General features: G+C 31.5%; 16 protein-coding genes and 1 pseudogene. 7 read left to right on the top strand and 10 right to left on the bottom strand.

All coding sequences use genetic code 11. From position 1 onward, the window contains the following. Positions 1–477 precede the first annotated feature (477 nt). From CF386_RS12520 to CF386_RS12505, 4 genes are all read right to left on the bottom strand, one after another. On the bottom strand, positions 478–1,356 hold the full coding sequence (locus CF386_RS12520; RefSeq protein ID WP_089074763.1) for a zinc metalloprotease: 879 nt from the start codon (positions 1,354–1,356) through the stop codon (positions 478–480). Positions 1,357–1,359: 3 nt separating this feature from the next. Further along, positions 1,360–1,710 (bottom strand): hypothetical protein, encoded by a 351-nt coding sequence (locus CF386_RS12515; protein ID WP_089074762.1) that lies wholly within the window; start codon positions 1,708–1,710, stop codon positions 1,360–1,362. Positions 1,711–2,099: 389 nt separating this feature from the next. After that, positions 2,100–2,555: an HIT domain-containing protein gene (locus CF386_RS12510; protein ID WP_089074761.1), complete on the bottom strand. Its 456-nt coding sequence runs from the start codon at positions 2,553–2,555 to the stop codon at positions 2,100–2,102. A 156-nt stretch (positions 2,556–2,711) separates the two neighbouring features. Further along, positions 2,712–3,599, bottom strand: coding sequence for a LysR family transcriptional regulator (locus tag CF386_RS12505; protein WP_089074760.1), 888 nt, complete (start codon positions 3,597–3,599; stop codon positions 2,712–2,714). Between the two features lie 149 nt (positions 3,600–3,748). On the opposite strand from CF386_RS12505, the gene CF386_RS12500 reads away from it, so the two are divergent. Next, positions 3,749–4,414: an alpha/beta hydrolase gene (locus CF386_RS12500; protein WP_089074759.1), complete on the top strand. Its 666-nt coding sequence runs from the start codon at positions 3,749–3,751 to the stop codon at positions 4,412–4,414. A 6-nt stretch (positions 4,415–4,420) separates the two neighbouring features. On the opposite strand, the gene CF386_RS12495 is transcribed toward CF386_RS12500, so the two are convergent. Then, complete coding sequence (locus CF386_RS12495) at positions 4,421–5,320, bottom strand: LysR family transcriptional regulator (protein WP_158522424.1); 900 nt, start codon at positions 5,318–5,320, stop codon at positions 4,421–4,423. A 146-nt stretch (positions 5,321–5,466) separates the two neighbouring features. On the opposite strand from CF386_RS12495, the gene CF386_RS12490 reads away from it, so the two are divergent. The 3 genes from CF386_RS12490 to CF386_RS12480 are packed head-to-tail and all read left to right on the top strand — an operon-like array spanning position 5,467 to position 9,076. Then, positions 5,467–6,471 carry a TauD/TfdA family dioxygenase gene (locus tag CF386_RS12490; protein ID WP_089074757.1) on the top strand — a complete coding sequence of 335 codons (1,005 nt, stop codon included), beginning with the start codon at positions 5,467–5,469 and terminating at the stop codon, positions 6,469–6,471. A 17-nt stretch (positions 6,472–6,488) separates the two neighbouring features. Continuing rightward, positions 6,489–8,447, top strand: coding sequence for an aconitase family protein (locus tag CF386_RS12485; RefSeq protein ID WP_225971775.1), 1,959 nt, complete (start codon positions 6,489–6,491; stop codon positions 8,445–8,447). Positions 8,448–8,461: 14 nt separating this feature from the next. After that, a complete protein-coding gene (locus CF386_RS12480; protein WP_089074755.1) occupies positions 8,462–9,076 on the top strand; it encodes an RraA family protein in 615 nt (204 codons plus the stop codon). Between the two features lie 31 nt (positions 9,077–9,107). Here CF386_RS12480 and CF386_RS12475 read toward each other — a convergent pair whose 3' ends face one another. The 4 genes from CF386_RS12475 to CF386_RS12460 form a co-directional block, all read right to left on the bottom strand. After that, on the bottom strand, positions 9,108–9,548 hold the full coding sequence (locus CF386_RS12475; protein ID WP_089074754.1) for an NfeD family protein: 441 nt from the start codon (positions 9,546–9,548) through the stop codon (positions 9,108–9,110). 26 nt (positions 9,549–9,574) lie between these two features. Then, positions 9,575–10,492 carry an SPFH domain-containing protein gene (locus CF386_RS12470; RefSeq protein ID WP_404824979.1) on the bottom strand — a complete coding sequence of 306 codons (918 nt, stop codon included), beginning with the start codon at positions 10,490–10,492 and terminating at the stop codon, positions 9,575–9,577. A 137-nt stretch (positions 10,493–10,629) separates the two neighbouring features. Continuing rightward, on the bottom strand, positions 10,630–11,673 hold the full coding sequence (locus CF386_RS12465; RefSeq protein WP_089074753.1) for a GMP reductase: 1,044 nt from the start codon (positions 11,671–11,673) through the stop codon (positions 10,630–10,632). A 138-nt stretch (positions 11,674–11,811) separates the two neighbouring features. Then, positions 11,812–12,576: an acetolactate decarboxylase gene (locus CF386_RS12460; protein ID WP_089074752.1), complete on the bottom strand. Its 765-nt coding sequence runs from the start codon at positions 12,574–12,576 to the stop codon at positions 11,812–11,814. A gap of 189 nt (positions 12,577–12,765) precedes the next feature. Here CF386_RS12460 and CF386_RS12455 point away from each other — a divergent pair. Continuing rightward, positions 12,766–13,889 (top strand): annotated as a pseudogene (locus tag CF386_RS12455) (M14 family metallopeptidase). A gap of 103 nt (positions 13,890–13,992) precedes the next feature. After that, positions 13,993–14,649 carry a DedA family protein gene (locus CF386_RS12450; RefSeq protein ID WP_089074751.1) on the top strand — a complete coding sequence of 219 codons (657 nt, stop codon included), beginning with the start codon at positions 13,993–13,995 and terminating at the stop codon, positions 14,647–14,649. Between the two features lie 38 nt (positions 14,650–14,687). On the opposite strand, the gene CF386_RS12445 is transcribed toward CF386_RS12450, so the two are convergent. Next, complete coding sequence (locus CF386_RS12445; RefSeq protein ID WP_158522423.1) at positions 14,688–15,425, bottom strand: lysine exporter LysO family protein; 738 nt, start codon at positions 15,423–15,425, stop codon at positions 14,688–14,690. A gap of 675 nt (positions 15,426–16,100) precedes the next feature. Here CF386_RS12445 and CF386_RS12440 point away from each other — a divergent pair. Beyond that, on the top strand, positions 16,101–17,873 hold the full coding sequence (locus CF386_RS12440) for a hypothetical protein (protein WP_089074749.1): 1,773 nt from the start codon (positions 16,101–16,103) through the stop codon (positions 17,871–17,873). Positions 17,874–17,917 lie beyond the last annotated feature (44 nt).

The following is a 17,917-nucleotide window of genomic DNA, read 5'->3' as shown; positions in this document are numbered from 1 at the left end:
CTTTGATTAATTTTAAAAAACATATAGCTTTTGCATTAAGCTTAAAAAATATACCCTAAGTAAACTGATTATGACTATTGCTTATACGTAGTGTGAATAAATTTAATGATAATTGGAATAATTATTCATTTCAAATCAAACTAATGGCTTTAAAACAAAGATTATTCTATGTCATGATTTTAAAACATTCCAAGTATAAAAATCATAATTTTTTTTATTTGAGTTTCTATTAACTAAAGGACATAAATACTCTATTTAAAGTATAAGTTTGGAAAAACACTCTTAAGCTAACAATTATATAGTTAGCTTAAGAGTATTAGGTGCATGGTAATAAAGAAGTACTGACATCAATTAGTTGATATTTACGCCACAAGTTGATTGATATAAATTAAAAACCACATTAGAATTAACCATATCATATATACGTCACAACCAATATGAGAATATCCAGAACATAACAAGAACTCTATAATTAAACTAAAACAAAGATAGAGCATACATAACAGATACAAAATGTAGTTCTGTGGTTCTTAGAGGCGAGCAAATAGGCGAAATGTCTTGCTCATTTAAATTATCATTAACATTACGAAAAGCTCTCAACTCTTTTTCTGACGGTTTAATCTGGTCTATATGAACTGGTATTTGACCATTTAAATGATATTGAATTCTAAAAAAATTCATCATATTCCCTGTCATCAGCGGGGCTTGTGTTGTTAAACTAGGTGAACTATCACAACCTGAATTAGCTTTTTCGCTATGTAAAAAACCTAGAGTATGTCCCAACTCATGGGTCAAGACATACACCATAGTCATTCTTACCAAATCGGCATCATTTTGATAATAAATAAAACTTAAATCCACCTCATTTAAGTTATTTAAACTTTGCTCAATCTGTTCTGGATGAATTTCAATAACCCCATGAGATGAACTTGTCCCAGCAACTTCAGGATAGCCCCTAGGATATGATGCGGCCATTCCACCAGCTCCAAATCCGCTAGTAGGTGCTGGAATAACTCGTACAACAATATCGGCATCATCAATTGAATCAACAATGACAAATTTAACAAATGATAACCATCGTGGGAAAATTGAGTCATTCAAGAAACTCCTTATATTTAAAGTATACGGCGATCCGTGAAAGTTAATTGTTAAATTTCGATCTCTTACATAAACACGAATTTCAGATTGAGTGTATGTTCTACTCGCTTGGAATAACCCATTAAATGGATTTCCAAAGTCTCTTGGCATAAAAGCAGTAGCTGTTAGCTCTCCTTTAATATCAAAAGCCGAAGCTGTATTTATGTTATCAACAAAGATTAAAAAGAAAATTAAACAAGCAAATCTGATTGTTAACATTTATTACTCCACTGTTATTCCTTGTACATACCAATAATCAGAGTAATTATAATATCCAAAGCATGCTCTAGCTTTTGTTAAATAAGCAATTTTAACTAAATCTATAACTGTTTGATCGTCAGCCCAAAAGCTATCATTTGATTGCTTAGGGTTATCCATTACACCTTTAAAATATAACCCACCATTATTACGGTAATCTAGTTTAGTTATATATCCACAACCATAATCAGAGTTTCTCTGTAACTTGGAATTATTAGAAGTTCCCGGATATTTTGAATTATTTGGAACCGATGCTAATATAACCGTGGATGATATAAAAACAATTAATACAAATAATAATTTGATTTTTTTCATAACTTAAACCTATAAATTTTTATGTTTTGATACATGTTTCTTTTATGCATTAATATTTTATTAAAATATCCAGCATTCGTTTTTATGGCTACTCAAAATTTATGAAAGGAATGAATTGAGTGTTGAATAGAATAATAATTCGTTGGACCCCTAATATTTGTAATATCCAGAAAAATTTATAAAAATGAAATTTATTTTTATCTACAGTCACAAGTGGTTGAGTTGAAAAGTACAGCTAAATATGGATCTGATTTAAAATGATTTAAAAAATTTTTTTTGTATCTATGTTTAAGGATTTAAAACTTAATAGTTGAAACTACAAAACAAAAATAAATTAATTTAAAACATAAAGCAAACAGAAAAATTAATAACGATTAAGTTGCTAATTTTCATTTGGTTGTTTTAAAGCTAACAAAATTTTTTGTTAAATAATTAACAATTTTATTTTTTATGGGCATAATTTCACTAGTTGAAAATTGAACATTTTTTGTATTTCCCCAAATAGGTTTTGGCCAAATATAGTCGTTTTTTTGTCGGCTGACAATATGGATATGAAGTTGTGACACTATATTGCCTATAATACTAATATTTAATTTATCAGTTGAAAATTCATTTTTTAGGCAATGAGAAATACAATTAATTTCTTTATTCAAAGAGTTTTGTTGTGATTCAGTTAGTTCATACCATTCTGTTAGATTTTCTTGTTGTCTTGGAACAAGCACTACCCATGGCCCAATCTTTTCCTTCATGAGAAGGATATAACTATTAGGAAAATAACCTAGCAAATGTGAGTCACTTTTTAAAACAGAATCTAACTTTACACTCATAATATTTGTCTCAAGCATAACAGTTACATAAATATAAGTAACTGATTGAATTATATTTATATTATTTTAACATTTTTTCAATATTTTTTCAGTATTTCCTCATTTTTAAGTGAAAATCAAAAAAGCTGCAAAATTAATGAAACTATTTTTCTCAAAACATAAGAGTTTTACTAATTAAAAACTGTTTTCTAGAGCAATTTGTTTTTTTAAGTAATTTAAAAAAAGCCTCGATAATTGATGCTCGAATTCAAGTTTTGGATAATAGGCAAATACTTGAGAACGATCTACAGTTACGTGTTTTAAAATAGGCAAAAGCATACCTTTTTTTAAATCACTTTGAACGCCTATGTTACTAGCAAAAATAATACCGACTCCATCTCTTGCACAATATAAAAGAGATTCTGCATTAGTTGATGAAAAGTTGCCTGACACAGTAATAGTTTTTCCATTTATATCAGTAATATCCCGAGTAGAGCCTTCACCACAAATTAAAACATTATGATTCACAAGATCCTCGAAAGAGCTGGGCTCACCATATTGATCAATATATTTTTGTGAGGCATAAAATTTTGCACTATATTCAAAAAGTGGAGTTGCTTTTAAGCTTAGCGAGTTAAGTTGCTCATGTTCTCTTGAAATAAAAATATCATAACTAACTTCTGGTAATTTCCATGATGGGGTTGTGATTAATTGCAATCTTACTTTTGGATAGTTTTGGATAAATTGTTTAACATAACGAACAATAAATTTTGAACCAATAACAGCTGATGCCCCAATTCTCAACTTACCCATAGGGGTATCATTCATAGAACGTGTTTCATCAAATAAAAGCTGCAATGAATCTAATTGTTTTATCGATCTATCATAAAATAAAGAACCAGCTTCAGTGATACTTAAAGAACGCGTTGTCCTTTTAAGTAATTGTATACCTATTTTATCTTCTAACCATTGTATTCTCTTACTTACAGCAGAGCTTGTAGTTTTTAATTTTCTTGCTGCAGCATTAAAACTTCCTTCTTGAACAACTTGGACATATGTTTCTATACATTGAATTAAATCCACTAAGCACCTTAAGAATATTTAATGACATCGTTATAATTAGTATACCTCGTTTGAGAGATTCATACATTAATTAAAAAATCAAAATAAATTAATGCCTTCAAACTATCCTATGTTATGATAAAAATCTTTGTAATCAGTTAAGCGCAAATATGACAGTATTAAATACACAAGAAATTGAGATAGGAAGTAATATAACAGCAAGTATAATCTGGCTTCATGGACTTGGTGCAAATGGTCATGATTTCGAACCAATCGTTCCTGAATTAAATCTTCCGAGCTCTATTGGTATTCGTTTCATTTTTCCTCACTCCCCCTCTATCCCAGTTACTATTAATGGCGGTGTTGTCATGCCAGCATGGTATGATATTTTAGACTTCTCTGCTATGAAGAATATTAACGAAGAACAACTTTTGATCTCTGCGGATAAAATATGTACTTTAATTGACAGAGAAATTGAAAAAGGAATACCAAGTGAGCGTATTATTCTTGCAGGTTTTTCTCAGGGCGGTGCCGTTGTATATGAAACTTTTTCTAATTATTCTAAGAAGCTTGGTGGTTTAATGGGCCTTTCCACCTATTATCCTACTGCACACTTGCAACATGATACACATGTTAATAAGACCACTCCCATACTTATCATGCATGGTAATCGTGATCCTATTGTTCCTCTGCAATTGGGTGAAGAAGCAATGCATGAATTCAATAAAGAAGGTTTTGAGCCTGAATTTAAAGTTTTTAATATGGAACATTCAGTATGTCCAGAGCAAATAAGTCTCATAGGTAAATGGCTTAATGATATTCTCACTACTAAATGATATTTATTAAAAATTTGTCTTCAAATTTTTAAGTAACATTTTCACTTTAGGCAAAAGAAAAAGATTTGGTTTATAAATAGCATAAGCTATTTCTTTTTCTAAAAACCAAGAGTCTAATATAGTGACAAGTTTATTCGTTTTTAATTGCTCACTAATTAAATATTCTGGTAAATATGCCAGTCCAAAATCATCTACTGCGCATTTAATTAAAACCTCAGATGAATTACAAACAATTCGACTATTAATATTAGCATTAAACTCTTCACCATTAATGGATTGTAATTTTAAAATATACTGCTCTGTATGCCTATGCCTATATGTTAAACATTGATGATTCTGAATATCTTTGGGGTGAGTTATTTCAGGGTGTGATATTAAATACTGAGGAGAAGCACAAAATTTCCAGCTAATATCCATTAACTTTGTTGCGGCAAAATTTTCTGGTGGAGTTCGGGCAATAATGATCGACACATCAATTTCATCTTTTGATAATGCATGTTCCTGATTTTCAGTATTTAAATAAAAATCTAATTCCATTTTGGGATATTGTTTTAAGAAATCTTGTAAAATAGGTAATAGTTTATGACTACCAAAAGTATAGGGAGCAGAAATTCTAATTTTACCAAATGGTTCAGATTGAAATCTACTTGTCATTGATTTAGCATTCGATGCTTCTAATAAAATTTTCTCACAAAACTGAAAAAACTCGAGCCCAACTTTTGTAGGATTAACCTGTCTAGTTGTTCTAAACAATAGTTTCACACCAAGTTCATTCTCTAACCAAACCACATCTTTACTTATCGAAGATTTTGATGTTTGGAGTTTTTGAGCTGCTTGAGTAAAGCTTCTGTGTTTTACAACCATATGAAAAGAAAGCATTGCTTTAAAAAAAAGATAATATTGCACATACACTCCCATAAAATACAATTAGTATTATTTAATATAAATTGTTTCTCAATAAAAACAATATGTTTATATGAATCTTATTGAAATAATTGTGGAATTTAATATGATGATCTTATGACTAAAATCATTAGATGGATTATAAGAAGATGGATTATATCAAAGTTTTATCAGAACAAGAAAAAATTGAATTATTCGATGTTTTATCAAGTGTCACTGCAAACCCTTATTTGAATTATTTGTCCTTTGAAAATCAAATCAATAACCTCATTGAACAGGAAAAAATTCCTTATTTCTTTAAAGAAACTTGTCAAAATATTATTGAAGATAGAGCAAAAGGACAAGCCGCTCATGTTCTTAAAAACTGTCCGATTGATTTAGATTTTAAATTGACAGATCATAATAATCCCTATCAACAAAAACTAAATAATAAAAATACATTCATTGGTGAAAGTCTTCTTTCGGTTTTCTCAAAATTACTAGATAACCCTTTGCTAAGCTACAATAATAGGTTTGATGGGAGTTTTTTTGCTGATGTTTTTTCATGGAATCAATTTAACGGACATGATAGTCAGTTTGGTGATACAGAATTAGCTCTTCACAATGATCGAACTGCTCATGATGTGAGGGCCGACTTCACAACTTTATTAGGCATAAACTGTCCTGAAAAAGAGTTGATTTTTACATCCTTTATAGATGGTAGAGATATTTTAAAACATTTAACCTCAGAAGAGGAAGAAATCCTTCGTCAGCCATTATTTTATACTGAATTTGATATTCACTCTAAGCAAACCACAAAAAATTTAGTACAGTCAAAACAACACCCACTTATTGAGGAAAGTCATTGTATCCGATACCGTGATGGTTGGACTAGTGTAGGAAAAACAAATGATCCAATTGTGAAAGATGCTTTCATAGCATTTATAAGAGCGCTTTCTAGAGCTGAAAAACAGTACCATAGACTTTTAAAAGGAGATCTATTTGTATTTGCTAACCAACAGGGTCTTCATTCAAGAACACATATGGAAATTAATAACCCATTGGAAGCAAAAAAAAGATGGTTACTTAAAACTTATAGTTTTGAGTCCATGCAAACAGCTAAAAAGTTTTCAAATAGATATGTTATTGATAAGTTCGGCTGTGTTAATGATTAAAGGAATAAATTAATATTATGAAACTCAATTTAAATAACAAAGTTCTCTATTTAACAAAGGATAAAGCTTCACTTTATTCTCAGCTTAATGGGGAAGCGTATACCCTTAAAAATATATCAGATTTAAGAGATAACATCTCCACGGATGAAATTTCACCTGTACCAATTATGTATAATTTTGATGAACGTTTAAAAGATTATCCACACACAGGTTTAAAAGTCGAAGGAGATTTACCTATAAAATTTGGTGAAATTGCTAAACAAAAGTTTAGCGTTATTGTCGCTGGGAAAAGGTATGGAAAAGGTTCTTCAAGAGAACATAGTCCAGTTGCAGAATTTCATGCAGGCGTCCGCTTAATAATTGCTGAAAGTTTTGAATACATTTATCGACAAAATGCAGATAATATCGGACTTTACACATCTACAGACTTTTCTTTATTGAATAAAATCAAAAACAATGAACCAATTGATTTGGAAGATATATTGAAAGATAGAGATACTCTTACAAAGAAAATCTTAACTAGTAAAGGACTTCTTGGATTGGGTAAAAAAGTATATAAGGGTGATGATAATCGTCTTCATCATAAACCTGAGGTAGAATTACCCAATACACCTATGACATTTGCTGAAAAAATTTTATACCGTCATCATGAATTCCAGCCAAACTCACCTTATCCATTGAAATCCGGACTTGGTGGTTTTATAAAGGCTGACTGGAGATTTATTCATGAAGCCTATACGGGTATGGCTATGTCAATGCTACATAAAGAGTACCCTGAACTGACGACTCTATATAACCCCGAAAAAATTATAGCCTTTGAAGAGCATTTTGGTTATCGACATAGAAGCAAATATCACATTGAGCATAATTTAATAGAATCATTTGATACTTTATCAGGTGCACATACACAATTTTCAAAAAAATATAACATACGTTCACATGGTCAATTAAGCAATGAAGATGGCTCGGAAGGCATTAGCCATTCCTTAATGGCGGAAAAATATGCTTTGCCAGGTGAAGTGGTTGTTGGAACAGACTCTCACACCACACACTCAGGAGCATTAGGTTGCTTAGCCTTTGGCGTGGGTACAACAAACCTAGCTAATGCATTAGTAACTGGAGTTGTTCGATATAATATACCTGACGTTGTAAAAATTGAAGTCAAAGGTAAATTAGCATCTCATGTTTCATCAAAAGATTTGGCTCTCTCTATTTTAAAAGAGCCCAAAATAAAAAATGGAAACTTTGTTGGAAAAATCATTGAATTTTGTGGCGAAGTTATAAGATCCATGTCAATTGATGAAAGAACGACTCTAACTAATATGGCTCTTGAGATGGGCGGATTTTGCGGTATTGTTGCACCAGATACAAAAACTATAGATTTTATTAAAGAAAGGAGAAACTATAATTTTCAATTGGAAGATTGGATGAAAGCTGATGCTGGTGCAAAGTATTCTGATAGCTTAATCATTGACGCTTCAACAATTGATTCAATGTTATCTAGTCCAGGAGACCCAAGTAATGGAATCGCATTTAATTCACTTGAACATGAAGTTAAGATCGATATCGCTTATGGTGGTTCTTGTACAGCAGGAAAGAGATCTGATTTTGATCAATATCTAGAAGTTTTAATTTGGGCTCAAGAAAAAAAACTAAATATCCATGAATCAATAAAGTTTTTTCTTCAAGTTGGCTCTTTAGATGTAAAAAAATATTGCGATCAGAAAGGTTATCTGAAAATTTTAAAAGAAATGAACATCGAGCTTTTAAATCCTCAGTGTGGTGCTTGTTGTAATTGTGGACCAGGCTCTTCAACAAAAAAGGAAGAAGTAACTATTAGTTCAATTAATCGTAATTTTCCAGGTCGCTCCGGTCCAGGCTCTGTATGGTTAGCGAGTCCTAAAACAGTAGTTGCAAGTGCTATAGCAGGGAAAATTACATCGTTTGAAAAATTGAAACAGATGTATGTTGAATAAAAGGAGTGTAGAACTTGAATCTTGAAGAATATGAGAAAATTTGTCCTACTATATGGGCAGACATTTTACCAGAGCATCAATCATTATCATATCAAATAAAACCTATCTATCCTTTCAAAAAAAGAGTAGCAGGAATTGCACTTCCTGTTAAATGCTCTCCTGACGATATCTCCATGGTCCACAAAGCTATTTATGAGGCAAATGACCAATCTATTATTATGGTCGAGACAAATAGCAATAAGCATGCAGTTATAGGTGGCAATGTAGCACAACTTATCAGTGAATTGATGATTAAAGGTATAGTTGTCGATGGTTTGGTTCGCGATTTGAAAGAAATTGAGGAGTCGGGATTATGTGTTTTTGCTAAAGGAAATATTCCAGTTGCAGGAAAACGAAAGAAATTAATCGATGATGTCTTAAGTATTAATTGTGGCGGGGTAATAGTTAATAAAGGTGATATTGTCGTTGCTGATTTTGAAGGTATAGTTGTTATACCTTATGATAAAAAAAATGATTATTTAAAGATGGCTCAAGAACATAACAGCAAAGACCAAAAAACAAGCTTTAAAGATTGGAAAGTTAAGCATAAGCAAATGATCCAGTCTTTAAAAAGTACAAAACATGATTAAAAAAAATCAACTTAAATTGAAGAGTAATTAATTACTCTTCAATTTTTTTAATATATACCACATTACCTTCAAGTTTAGTAATGATAATTTTAGCACCTAAATCGATATTTTCATCACTGTAAGCTGTCCATGTTGTATCGCCTAATTTGAGTCGATTGGAACCTTTATTTATGACGTTTTCTAAATAAACCTCTTTACCGACTAATTGATTTTCTTTATTATTAAGTGTTCTTTTTTTATCGCTTTTCTTATCTTTTTGGTGTTGGTATCTCCACCAAAACACTGTCGTGATGATGCAAAAAACTGCATATAATACAAATTGGACGGTTGTTGATGGTACTATCAGCGTCACAATGATACCTACAAGGATGGCTGATAAACCTAACCAAAGTAAATATCCGGCTGTTCCCAATATTTCACAGGCCAATAAAACAAATCCCAATATGAACCAGTGCCAACTTAAAAGTAACATTATATAATGCCCCTATAAAATAAACCTTAATTCTTAACTTGATTTAAAATCTCAGCAATTCCAGCCACTGAACCCATTATATTAGTAGAATCAAGCGGCATCATGATTAGTTTACTATTTTCAGCACTACCTATCGTTTGAATTGCTTTCGTATATTCTTGGGCAATGAAATAATTAATCGCCTTCATATCACCACTTGCAATAGCATTCGAAACTAGATCTGTCGCTTTTGCTTCCGCAGCTGCTTGTCTTTCTCGTGCTTCTGCTTGTAAAAAGGCTGCTTGCTTTTCCCCTTCCGCTCTTAAAATTTCTGACTGCTTATGACCCTCAGCTTCTTTAATAGCAGCTTCTCTAATTCCTTCTGCTTCAAGAATTGCAGCACGCTTATTCCTCTCGGCTTTCATTTGAGCATTCATCGCATCAGAGAGATCTTTAGGAGGTTGCACATCTTTTATTTCAATCCGTGTTATTTTTATGCCCCAGGGGTTAGTAGCTTCATCAACAATTGCTAGCAACTTATTATTGATAGAATCACGTTTTGATAGCATTTCATCAAGCTCCATCGCACCCAGAACCGTTCTAATATTTGTTAACATTAAGTTTCTAATAGCATGTTCAATATCATTGACTTGATATGCTGCTCGAGCTGCATCCACTACTTGTATAAAACAAACAGCATCGATGGTTACATTGGCATTATCTTTAGAGATAACTTCTTGCGATGGAACATCTAAAACTCGCTCCATCATATTGACTCTATTACCAACACGGTCAATAAAAGGGATTAGCAGGTTAAGACCTGGGTTCAATGTTTTTGTGTAGCGACCAAATCGCTCAACGGTCCAGTTAAAGCCTTGGGGAACTGTTTTAATTCCAGAATATATAATGATTACAACGATAAATATAAAAATTCCGCTTGTAATCAATGGCATAACATCAGTCATTTTTGAAAACTCCTTTTTTATCTAACTCTCATTCCATAAAAAAAAGGACATATAAACTATCCTTTTTAACAATCTTTATACTTATATAGTATATCACAAAGATTAAATTACTCCGTGATCTCTATGTGAAATTCTGACTAAATTTCTTTACCATAAACATTATTTTCTTGTTCTTGGACACGTATAAAAGTTGTTCTTTTAGTTAATTCTTTCAAACGAGCCGCTCCTACATAAGTACAAGTTGATCTTACTCCACCTAAAATATCTTGAATCGTGTTTTCAACTGGGCCTCTATAGGGTAAAAGTACTGTTTTTCCTTCTGATGCGCGGTAATTTGCTACACCACCTGCATGCTTATCCATTGCACTCTGAGAAGACATACCATAAAACTGCATAAACTTTTTATCATTTTGGAAGATAATTTCTCCTCCACTTTCAGTATGTCCTGCCAACATACCACCAAGCATAACAAAGTCTGCACCTCCACCAAAAGCTTTCGATACATCGCCGGCACAGGAACATCCCCCATCTCCGATAATGCTTCCACCCAAACCATGAGCTGCATCTGCACATTCAATAATTGCAGATAATTGAGGATATCCAACACCAGTTTTTACACGAGTGGTACAAACTGAACCTGGTCCAATACCCACTTTAACAATGTCAGCACCAGCTAATATTAACTCTTCGACCATATCTCCGGTCACTACATTTCCAGCAATGATTGCTTTATTCGGAAAAGTTTCTCTCATTTTAGACACAAATTCAACTAAATGTTCTGAATAACCATTTGCAATATCAATACAAATAAATTGAAGCTTTTCACTTAAGCTCATAATTTGTTGAGTTTTAACAAAATCACTTTCTGAAGTACCCGTTGAAACCAAGACATTGTTAAGAGTTTCAGGATAAGACTTAATAAAGGACTTCCATTCATCTACAGTATAATGTTTGTGAATCGCAGTCAAAACTTGATGTTGACTTAAGACTTTTGCCATTTCAAATGTGCCAACTGAATCCATATTTGCAGCGATAACAGGGACCCCTTCCCACTTAACTTGACTATTTTTAAAGATAAAACTTCGTTTTAATTCAACTTGTGAACGACTTTTAAGGGTCGAACGTTTGGGTCTAAATAATACATCCTTAAAACCTAACTTTAAATCTTGTTCAATACGCATATTTCATTTCCTATTTAAGTGCTATGGGTAGTCTCTCTTTAAAGCCACAAATAGCAGGCACAAAAAAAACGGAGTATCTAATTTAAAGATAGCTCCGTTTTTCATTATTATAAGAGGAAATTTTTAAAAAGCAACTATTTAATAACTCATGACATAATGATCGAAATGTTCGACGTTGTCATATCGGTTTGTCGGCCTTGTTGGTTGAGACAATTTTTCTAAATCTAGCGATAAGCTATTTAAAACTTGTACTTTTACTTTAGCTTTTTTAATAAAAAAGGATTTAATTTGCCCGCCTCTGATCTGCTCTTGATCTATAAATTGAAATGAATAACCAGGAATATTTATCCCTCGCATAGATTCTGGAAGTCTAAAACCTAAAACTAAACTGCGGGAATGTTTCACTTTAAATTCATGTTGAGCTTGCTTCATCCATGAACTTGCTGGAATAAAAGGTAAATCAGATCTTGATTGACTGCTTCCACGAATCACTCTAAATTTGCCATTAATTTTAATAGCATAAATTAATTTTGGATTATTAATTTTTGAACTAATCATTTTTTGAAGTTGCTTAGAGTTTATATTTCTTACATTAAACACAAAATCTGGTTGATTAAAATTTGTGGAGTTCATAAATGTCAAAGGGCCTCTAAATGGAGTGACATAACCATCTTGATCGGCTACAAACATTTTTTTATGGATGAGTAATACTGGCTGAAGACCAATACCATATCCAATTCCAAAGTTGTTACGAGAGATAACTTTTTGTGATGAAACAGATACTCCTAATTGACCATCGACAAGCGATGAAACTGTACTCCATTGATTTAATGTTCCTTGTGCCAAAGAATAAAAAGAAAGAAAAGATAGCATTATAAAAAATAAACGAATTAATTTAGTCATGACGGTCCCTCAAAGTAATGTACACTGTACAATATAAGATACGTTTTGAAATTAAACAAATCCATTCAACAATGCTTTGAACCCCTTCAAAAAATAAAAATTAAGCTCTTCAGAGTTTTTTTTAGGATGGCGAAATTCAAATATTTTTGTATAATGTTTTAAATTTTTAATACCCTCAAGGACAAAAAAATGCTTATTGATGATAATTTTGATAGTGGAAATATCAAGGTCATTTCGCAAACAGATAGAAACAATATACAACTTGAAATAAAAAAAGATAACATGTCTGATTTTTTTCAGTGGTTTCATTTTAAAGTTGAATTGAAACAACTTGAAGCATTATCTTTTTCAATCAATAATCTTGAAACATCGGCATACCCACTTGGCTGGGAAAATTATAATGTTGTTGCTACATATGATAAAAAAGATTATTTTAGAATTCCATCATGCTATAATAACGGTCAATTATCATTTTCTTTAAAACCCAAACATTCAACTATTTACTTATCTTACTTTGCTCCTTATAGTTATGACCGCCATTTAGAACTTCTAGCTCAATATCAATCTAAAGACAACGTTCGACTTGAAACATTAGGCAAAACTTTTGATGGTAGAGATATTTCTCTTTTAAATATCGGTAGATATGATTCTAATAAAAAAATATTTGGATTATTGCACGTCAGCACCCAGGTGAAACTATGGCAGAATGGTTTATAGAAGGATTATTAGAAAAATTATTTAATCCACATTCATCAGTTAGTTTAAATTTACTCAAAGAAGCAAATATTTTTGTTGTTCCGAATATGAATCCTGATGGGAGTGTCAGAGGACATTTGCGCACAAATGCGAAAGGGATTAACTTAAACCGTGAATGGCAAGAACCATCTATAGATAAAAGCCCAGAAGTTTATTTTGTAAGACAAAAAATGCTAGAAACAGGTGTTGATATGTTCTTAGACATTCATGGTGATGAAGCGATTCCTTTCAATTTTATTGATGGTTGCGAAGGGACCCCTTCTTATGACGCCAAAATGGCTGATCTAGAGAATACATTTAAGGAAAACTTAAAAATTATTACGCCAGATTTTCAAACTCAATATGGATATGAAGTTGATCAATATGGAGAAGCGAATTTAACTGTTGGATCAAAATGGGTTGGTGAAAATTTCAAATGTTTGTCGCTTACTGTTGAGATGCCATTTAAAGATCATGATAGCCAGGCTCAACCTCAGTTTGGTTGGTCTCCTGAACGCAGCAAAAACTATGGCCAAGATATGTTAACAGCTATCAATACAGTAATTAAAGACCTTTAAGGTTCATTTTTATTGTTAAATCGTAATAAAAAGCTTGCTTTTATAAAAAATCCATTAAGTTAAGCTGTTTAACATTGTTTTGATTCACTACTTGGAAGTTTTAATGATAGATACAATCCAACAACTTATTGTAGGTTTATGGCATCAAGATTTTGCTTTATTATCTTCGCCACACACAGCAACTTATTTATATTTTATAATCGGCATAATTATTATGCTAGAAAGTGGCTTTTTACCTGCGGCTCCTCTTCCATGTGACAGTCTTTTAGTTGTTTCGGGCATCCTTGCCATACAAGGCATCTTAAACCTTCCAATTTTAATTATTGATATTACTATCTTTGCAGTAATCGGGAGTTGGTTAGCTTATTTACAAGGAAAGTGGTTATACAAGATCCCTCTTATCCATAGATGGGTTGATTCTGTTCCAGAAAAAAGAAACCAACAAGTTGAGAGTTTACTCAACAAATATGGTTTAGCATCATTTTTTATTTCAAGATTTATACCTGTTGCTAGAAATTTAATCCCTTTAATTATGGGCTTAAAAGCAAACTCTAAACGTAAATTTTTCATCGCTAATTTGCTTAGTGCTCTCATTTGGTCAACTATTTTGATTGGTGGCGGTTTTATGATTCAGTACTTACCTGGCTATGAAAAATATAAACATCAATTAACCACCATATTACTACTTATCCCTTTGATTGGCTTAACCTTTGGCATTATCAGTGCTGTTTATATAGCCATTAAAAATAGAAAAAAATAAAACCGCAAAACAAAACAAAATGAAATAAAATAAACAGGTTATAATAATATACCCCATATATTTAACAGTATTGGGGTTAACAAAGTTAAAAATAAACCACTAGATATGGCTATGGGAACAATAGCACTTCCCAAATTAACTTTCAAAATAGGCAACGTAAAATCAGCTGATGTTGCTGCTGCATACCCAACGGCACTCTCTTTATGAATCCTACCCAAAAAGGGAATTAAAATGATAGCTAGTATTTCCCTGATAAAATCAATAAAAAAAACAGTAGTCCCCATTGTCTGATTAAGATACTGGTTAACGATTATAGGAGATAGCGTATACCAGCCAAAACCCGAACTCAATAACAAACAGTTTTTAATTGGAAGCTTTACAATAAAACTTATAATAATTGCAGCTACTATCGATGATAATATAATAGAAAGAGCAATTAAAATCCCTTGTTTATTCATCAACACACTTCTTAAAGTAATGTTTTGCTGTTTTAATTGATAACCTATAATAAATAAAATGCAAACAAGAATCCCATCGACCATTATGTCAAACATAGGAATAGCTAACTTTAAAAAATCTCCTATTAAAATACCAAAAAAAATGCACAGAATGTATTTTAAACTATCAAATATATAGGTTCTCAGTAATTCAAAAACCTTGTTTTTTGGGTTACTCTGTGAATTTGAAAGTTCTGTATTACCAGGTGACTTTCTAAAAATAAGACAACAACCAGTCACATTAAAAATAAATAAGATTATGGTAAAAACAAAAACCAAATATAAACTCTCAATTAGGTTGGAAAACAAATTTTTGGTTACCGCTCCAGTTTCATACCCTATTGCGAGGAGAATAAAAAAAATGAGGAAACTTAAAAACTTATTAATTTTTTCAATATTAAAAAAATTAGATTTGAAGTAATAACCTAAACATAAGGAAAATATAACGAGAAACAGCTGTATCAATAGCAGCACCTTTAAATATATTTAAATTTTAGTTCAAAATAATAACATTTCCCTATCTATTAAAGATGAGGATCTAAAAGCACATGGCTAATTAAAAATTATCAGTAATGATTGAAGTGTAATTCTTTTTAGATAAAAATTCAAAATTAGTCAAAAAATTAAACAAATTAATCAAATTAATCAAATTAATCAAATTAATCAAATTAATCAAATATCATTTTTCAAGATATTCAGTATATAATATTCTGAATCAGCAGATTCTAAAAAACTCCAAAAAATTACTAAATTTTATTACTTATATTAGATAATTTAGTCAACCAATACACATTCAAAAGATACCAAAGAGTAAATCATAATAATTATATGTTATTGTACTTGATAACTAAATTTTATTTAAATCTCTAAAACATGGTACTTAAGTCCTTTTTGGGGGAGTAAAGAGTATTTATGATACATTCTTATTAAAAAATAATAGGAAATGAAAAAAATATGATTAATACCAAAAATTTAGTTTTATCTACTTTAGCAATGGGACTAATCGCATCACTTACTGCATGCGGAGGTGGTGGTGGAGGCAGTGACCACCCCAACCCAAATCATAAATCTGGACAGATTGATGCTGATAAAAAAGAATTAGCATATAATCAAAAAGCAAATACTAGTGTCACTACTAGTTCCTTAGGATTATCTAACAATCAAACTAAATCCTTTAAATATTTTTCAAGCGATTCTAATAAATTGTCCATTAGCTCTGATGGAGAGATAACATCTAAGTGGAAAGGTAAAACAGATACTGATGTTAAAATTTGGGCTACCCAAAATGGCGCAACGACAAATAAATTAAATATTCATTTAGATGCATTGGGTAAAATTAAAGAAGATAAAACTACATTTAATTTTGTAACAAACTCAAATTCTATAGAGGTATCCAGTGCTTCGACATCTATAGATAAAGTGTGTCAGAGGGGGGATTGCTATTCGGCTTCTGAAGGGGGCAATAAAGAAGTACCTCAATGGCAGGGTCTCAAAGGCAACCAAATTTATCAAATTACGGGTAACTCAGGAACAAAAATTTCAAGTATATATTTTGACTCCCCCTCATCCTATAACTGTATGAAACTTATGTATATGGATAAAAATGGTGATAATCAAAAGATTTATTTAACCAATCATAAAAGTACGCCTACAAATTTAAAAATAGATACACAGCATCCTATTCAAATAACAGGAATAAAGTTTAATGCTAAAAATTGTCAAAATGGTGATCTCAGCTTATCTAAATCAACAAAAGGCAGCATAGACAATAGTTTAATCACATCAATATTTATATCTTCTAATCAGGAATTAAATAACGATAATAAAGCTAACATCATTGAAATCAATGATAACTTAAGCTTTGCAAATTTAGATTCATTCGCCAAGAACTATAAAGATTTTCCCATAAAATTTCCACATTTTGTCATTAATGAAAATAAAGTTGAGTTTAGAGGTACTTTAACAGATTGGGCGCATAATCATCCTAATGGTAATCTTCATTTAAGAATTGACCAAAATTCAGAGGTTAAAATACCATTAAATACTTTATTAGTTGTATATAAAAAAGGTATTGACACACAAGATATTGCTTCTTGTCAGGCTGAACTAAATAAAGTTAATCAACGTTTAAAAAATAATCTTATCCATCAGGTACAAGCTTTTGTGGGGCATAGTAAAGCAATGCAAAATCAAGACAAATCGCCCTTATCTGAATTAGGATTTAATAAGTCTTCGAGTTGTTTTAAAAAGTACGCGTCCAAAACAGAGGACGAATTTAATTTGAAGTCAACGAGTGATAACCTTAAAATAAAAAAGGTTACTATAGATGGATTTGGAATAGTGAACGGCATTGAGCAAGCTCAATTCCAACATGCTTGGAACGGGAGTCACTATCCTGATAGAACATATAGTTCCAACAACGACTCTTTAGCAGATAATTCAGCTTCACCTAATTTAGCAATATGGAAAATGGGAACCGATAATATTGTATTTAATGCTGATGATGCTAATGTGCGGGGTATTATACAATTGTATGGCATGCCAAAAGGAAGATCGTCTTTTGCGATTAATTCACCATGGGGCTCTCATATACAAGGAAAAAATACTCAGGTGAATGACGTTAAGGTAATTGGTAATTATTTTGGACTGGTGATGCACTGGATGCACAAGGTACTGGAACCACAGATGTCAGAAACCTCTATCTACAATCTGCAGATGATACTTTAAAAACTCCTACAAATGTAAACAATGAAATCTATAAAGCAAATCAG

It is taken from the genome of Paraphotobacterium marinum (genome assembly GCF_002216855.1).
Lineage (GTDB): Bacteria > Pseudomonadota > Gammaproteobacteria > Enterobacterales > Vibrionaceae > Paraphotobacterium > Paraphotobacterium marinum.
Note: the sequence above shows the minus strand (reverse complement) of the source record. Positions and strands in the feature narration are given on the sequence as shown.

Coding starts and splice junctions, on each gene's coding strand:
- CF386_RS12520 (WP_089074763.1), bottom strand. CDS start 1,356: ATGTTAACAATCAGATTTGCTTGTTTAATTTTCTTTTTAATCTTTGTT.
- CF386_RS12515 (WP_089074762.1), bottom strand. CDS start 1,710: ATGAAAAAAATCAAATTATTATTTGTATTAATTGTTTTTATATCATCC.
- CF386_RS12510 (WP_089074761.1), bottom strand. CDS start 2,555: ATGCTTGAGACAAATATTATGAGTGTAAAGTTAGATTCTGTTTTAAAA.
- CF386_RS12500 (WP_089074759.1), top strand. CDS start 3,749: ATGACAGTATTAAATACACAAGAAATTGAGATAGGAAGTAATATAACA.
- CF386_RS12490 (WP_089074757.1), top strand. CDS start 5,467: ATGGATTATATCAAAGTTTTATCAGAACAAGAAAAAATTGAATTATTC.
- CF386_RS12485 (WP_225971775.1), top strand. CDS start 6,489: ATGAAACTCAATTTAAATAACAAAGTTCTCTATTTAACAAAGGATAAA.
- CF386_RS12475 (WP_089074754.1), bottom strand. CDS start 9,548: ATGTTACTTTTAAGTTGGCACTGGTTCATATTGGGATTTGTTTTATTG.
- CF386_RS12470 (WP_404824979.1), bottom strand. CDS start 10,492: ATGACTGATGTTATGCCATTGATTACAAGCGGAATTTTTATATTTATC.
- CF386_RS12465 (WP_089074753.1), bottom strand. CDS start 11,673: ATGCGTATTGAACAAGATTTAAAGTTAGGTTTTAAGGATGTATTATTT.
- CF386_RS12460 (WP_089074752.1), bottom strand. CDS start 12,576: ATGACTAAATTAATTCGTTTATTTTTTATAATGCTATCTTTTCTTTCT.
- CF386_RS12450 (WP_089074751.1), top strand. CDS start 13,993: ATGATAGATACAATCCAACAACTTATTGTAGGTTTATGGCATCAAGAT.
- CF386_RS12440 (WP_089074749.1), top strand. CDS start 16,101: ATGATTAATACCAAAAATTTAGTTTTATCTACTTTAGCAATGGGACTA.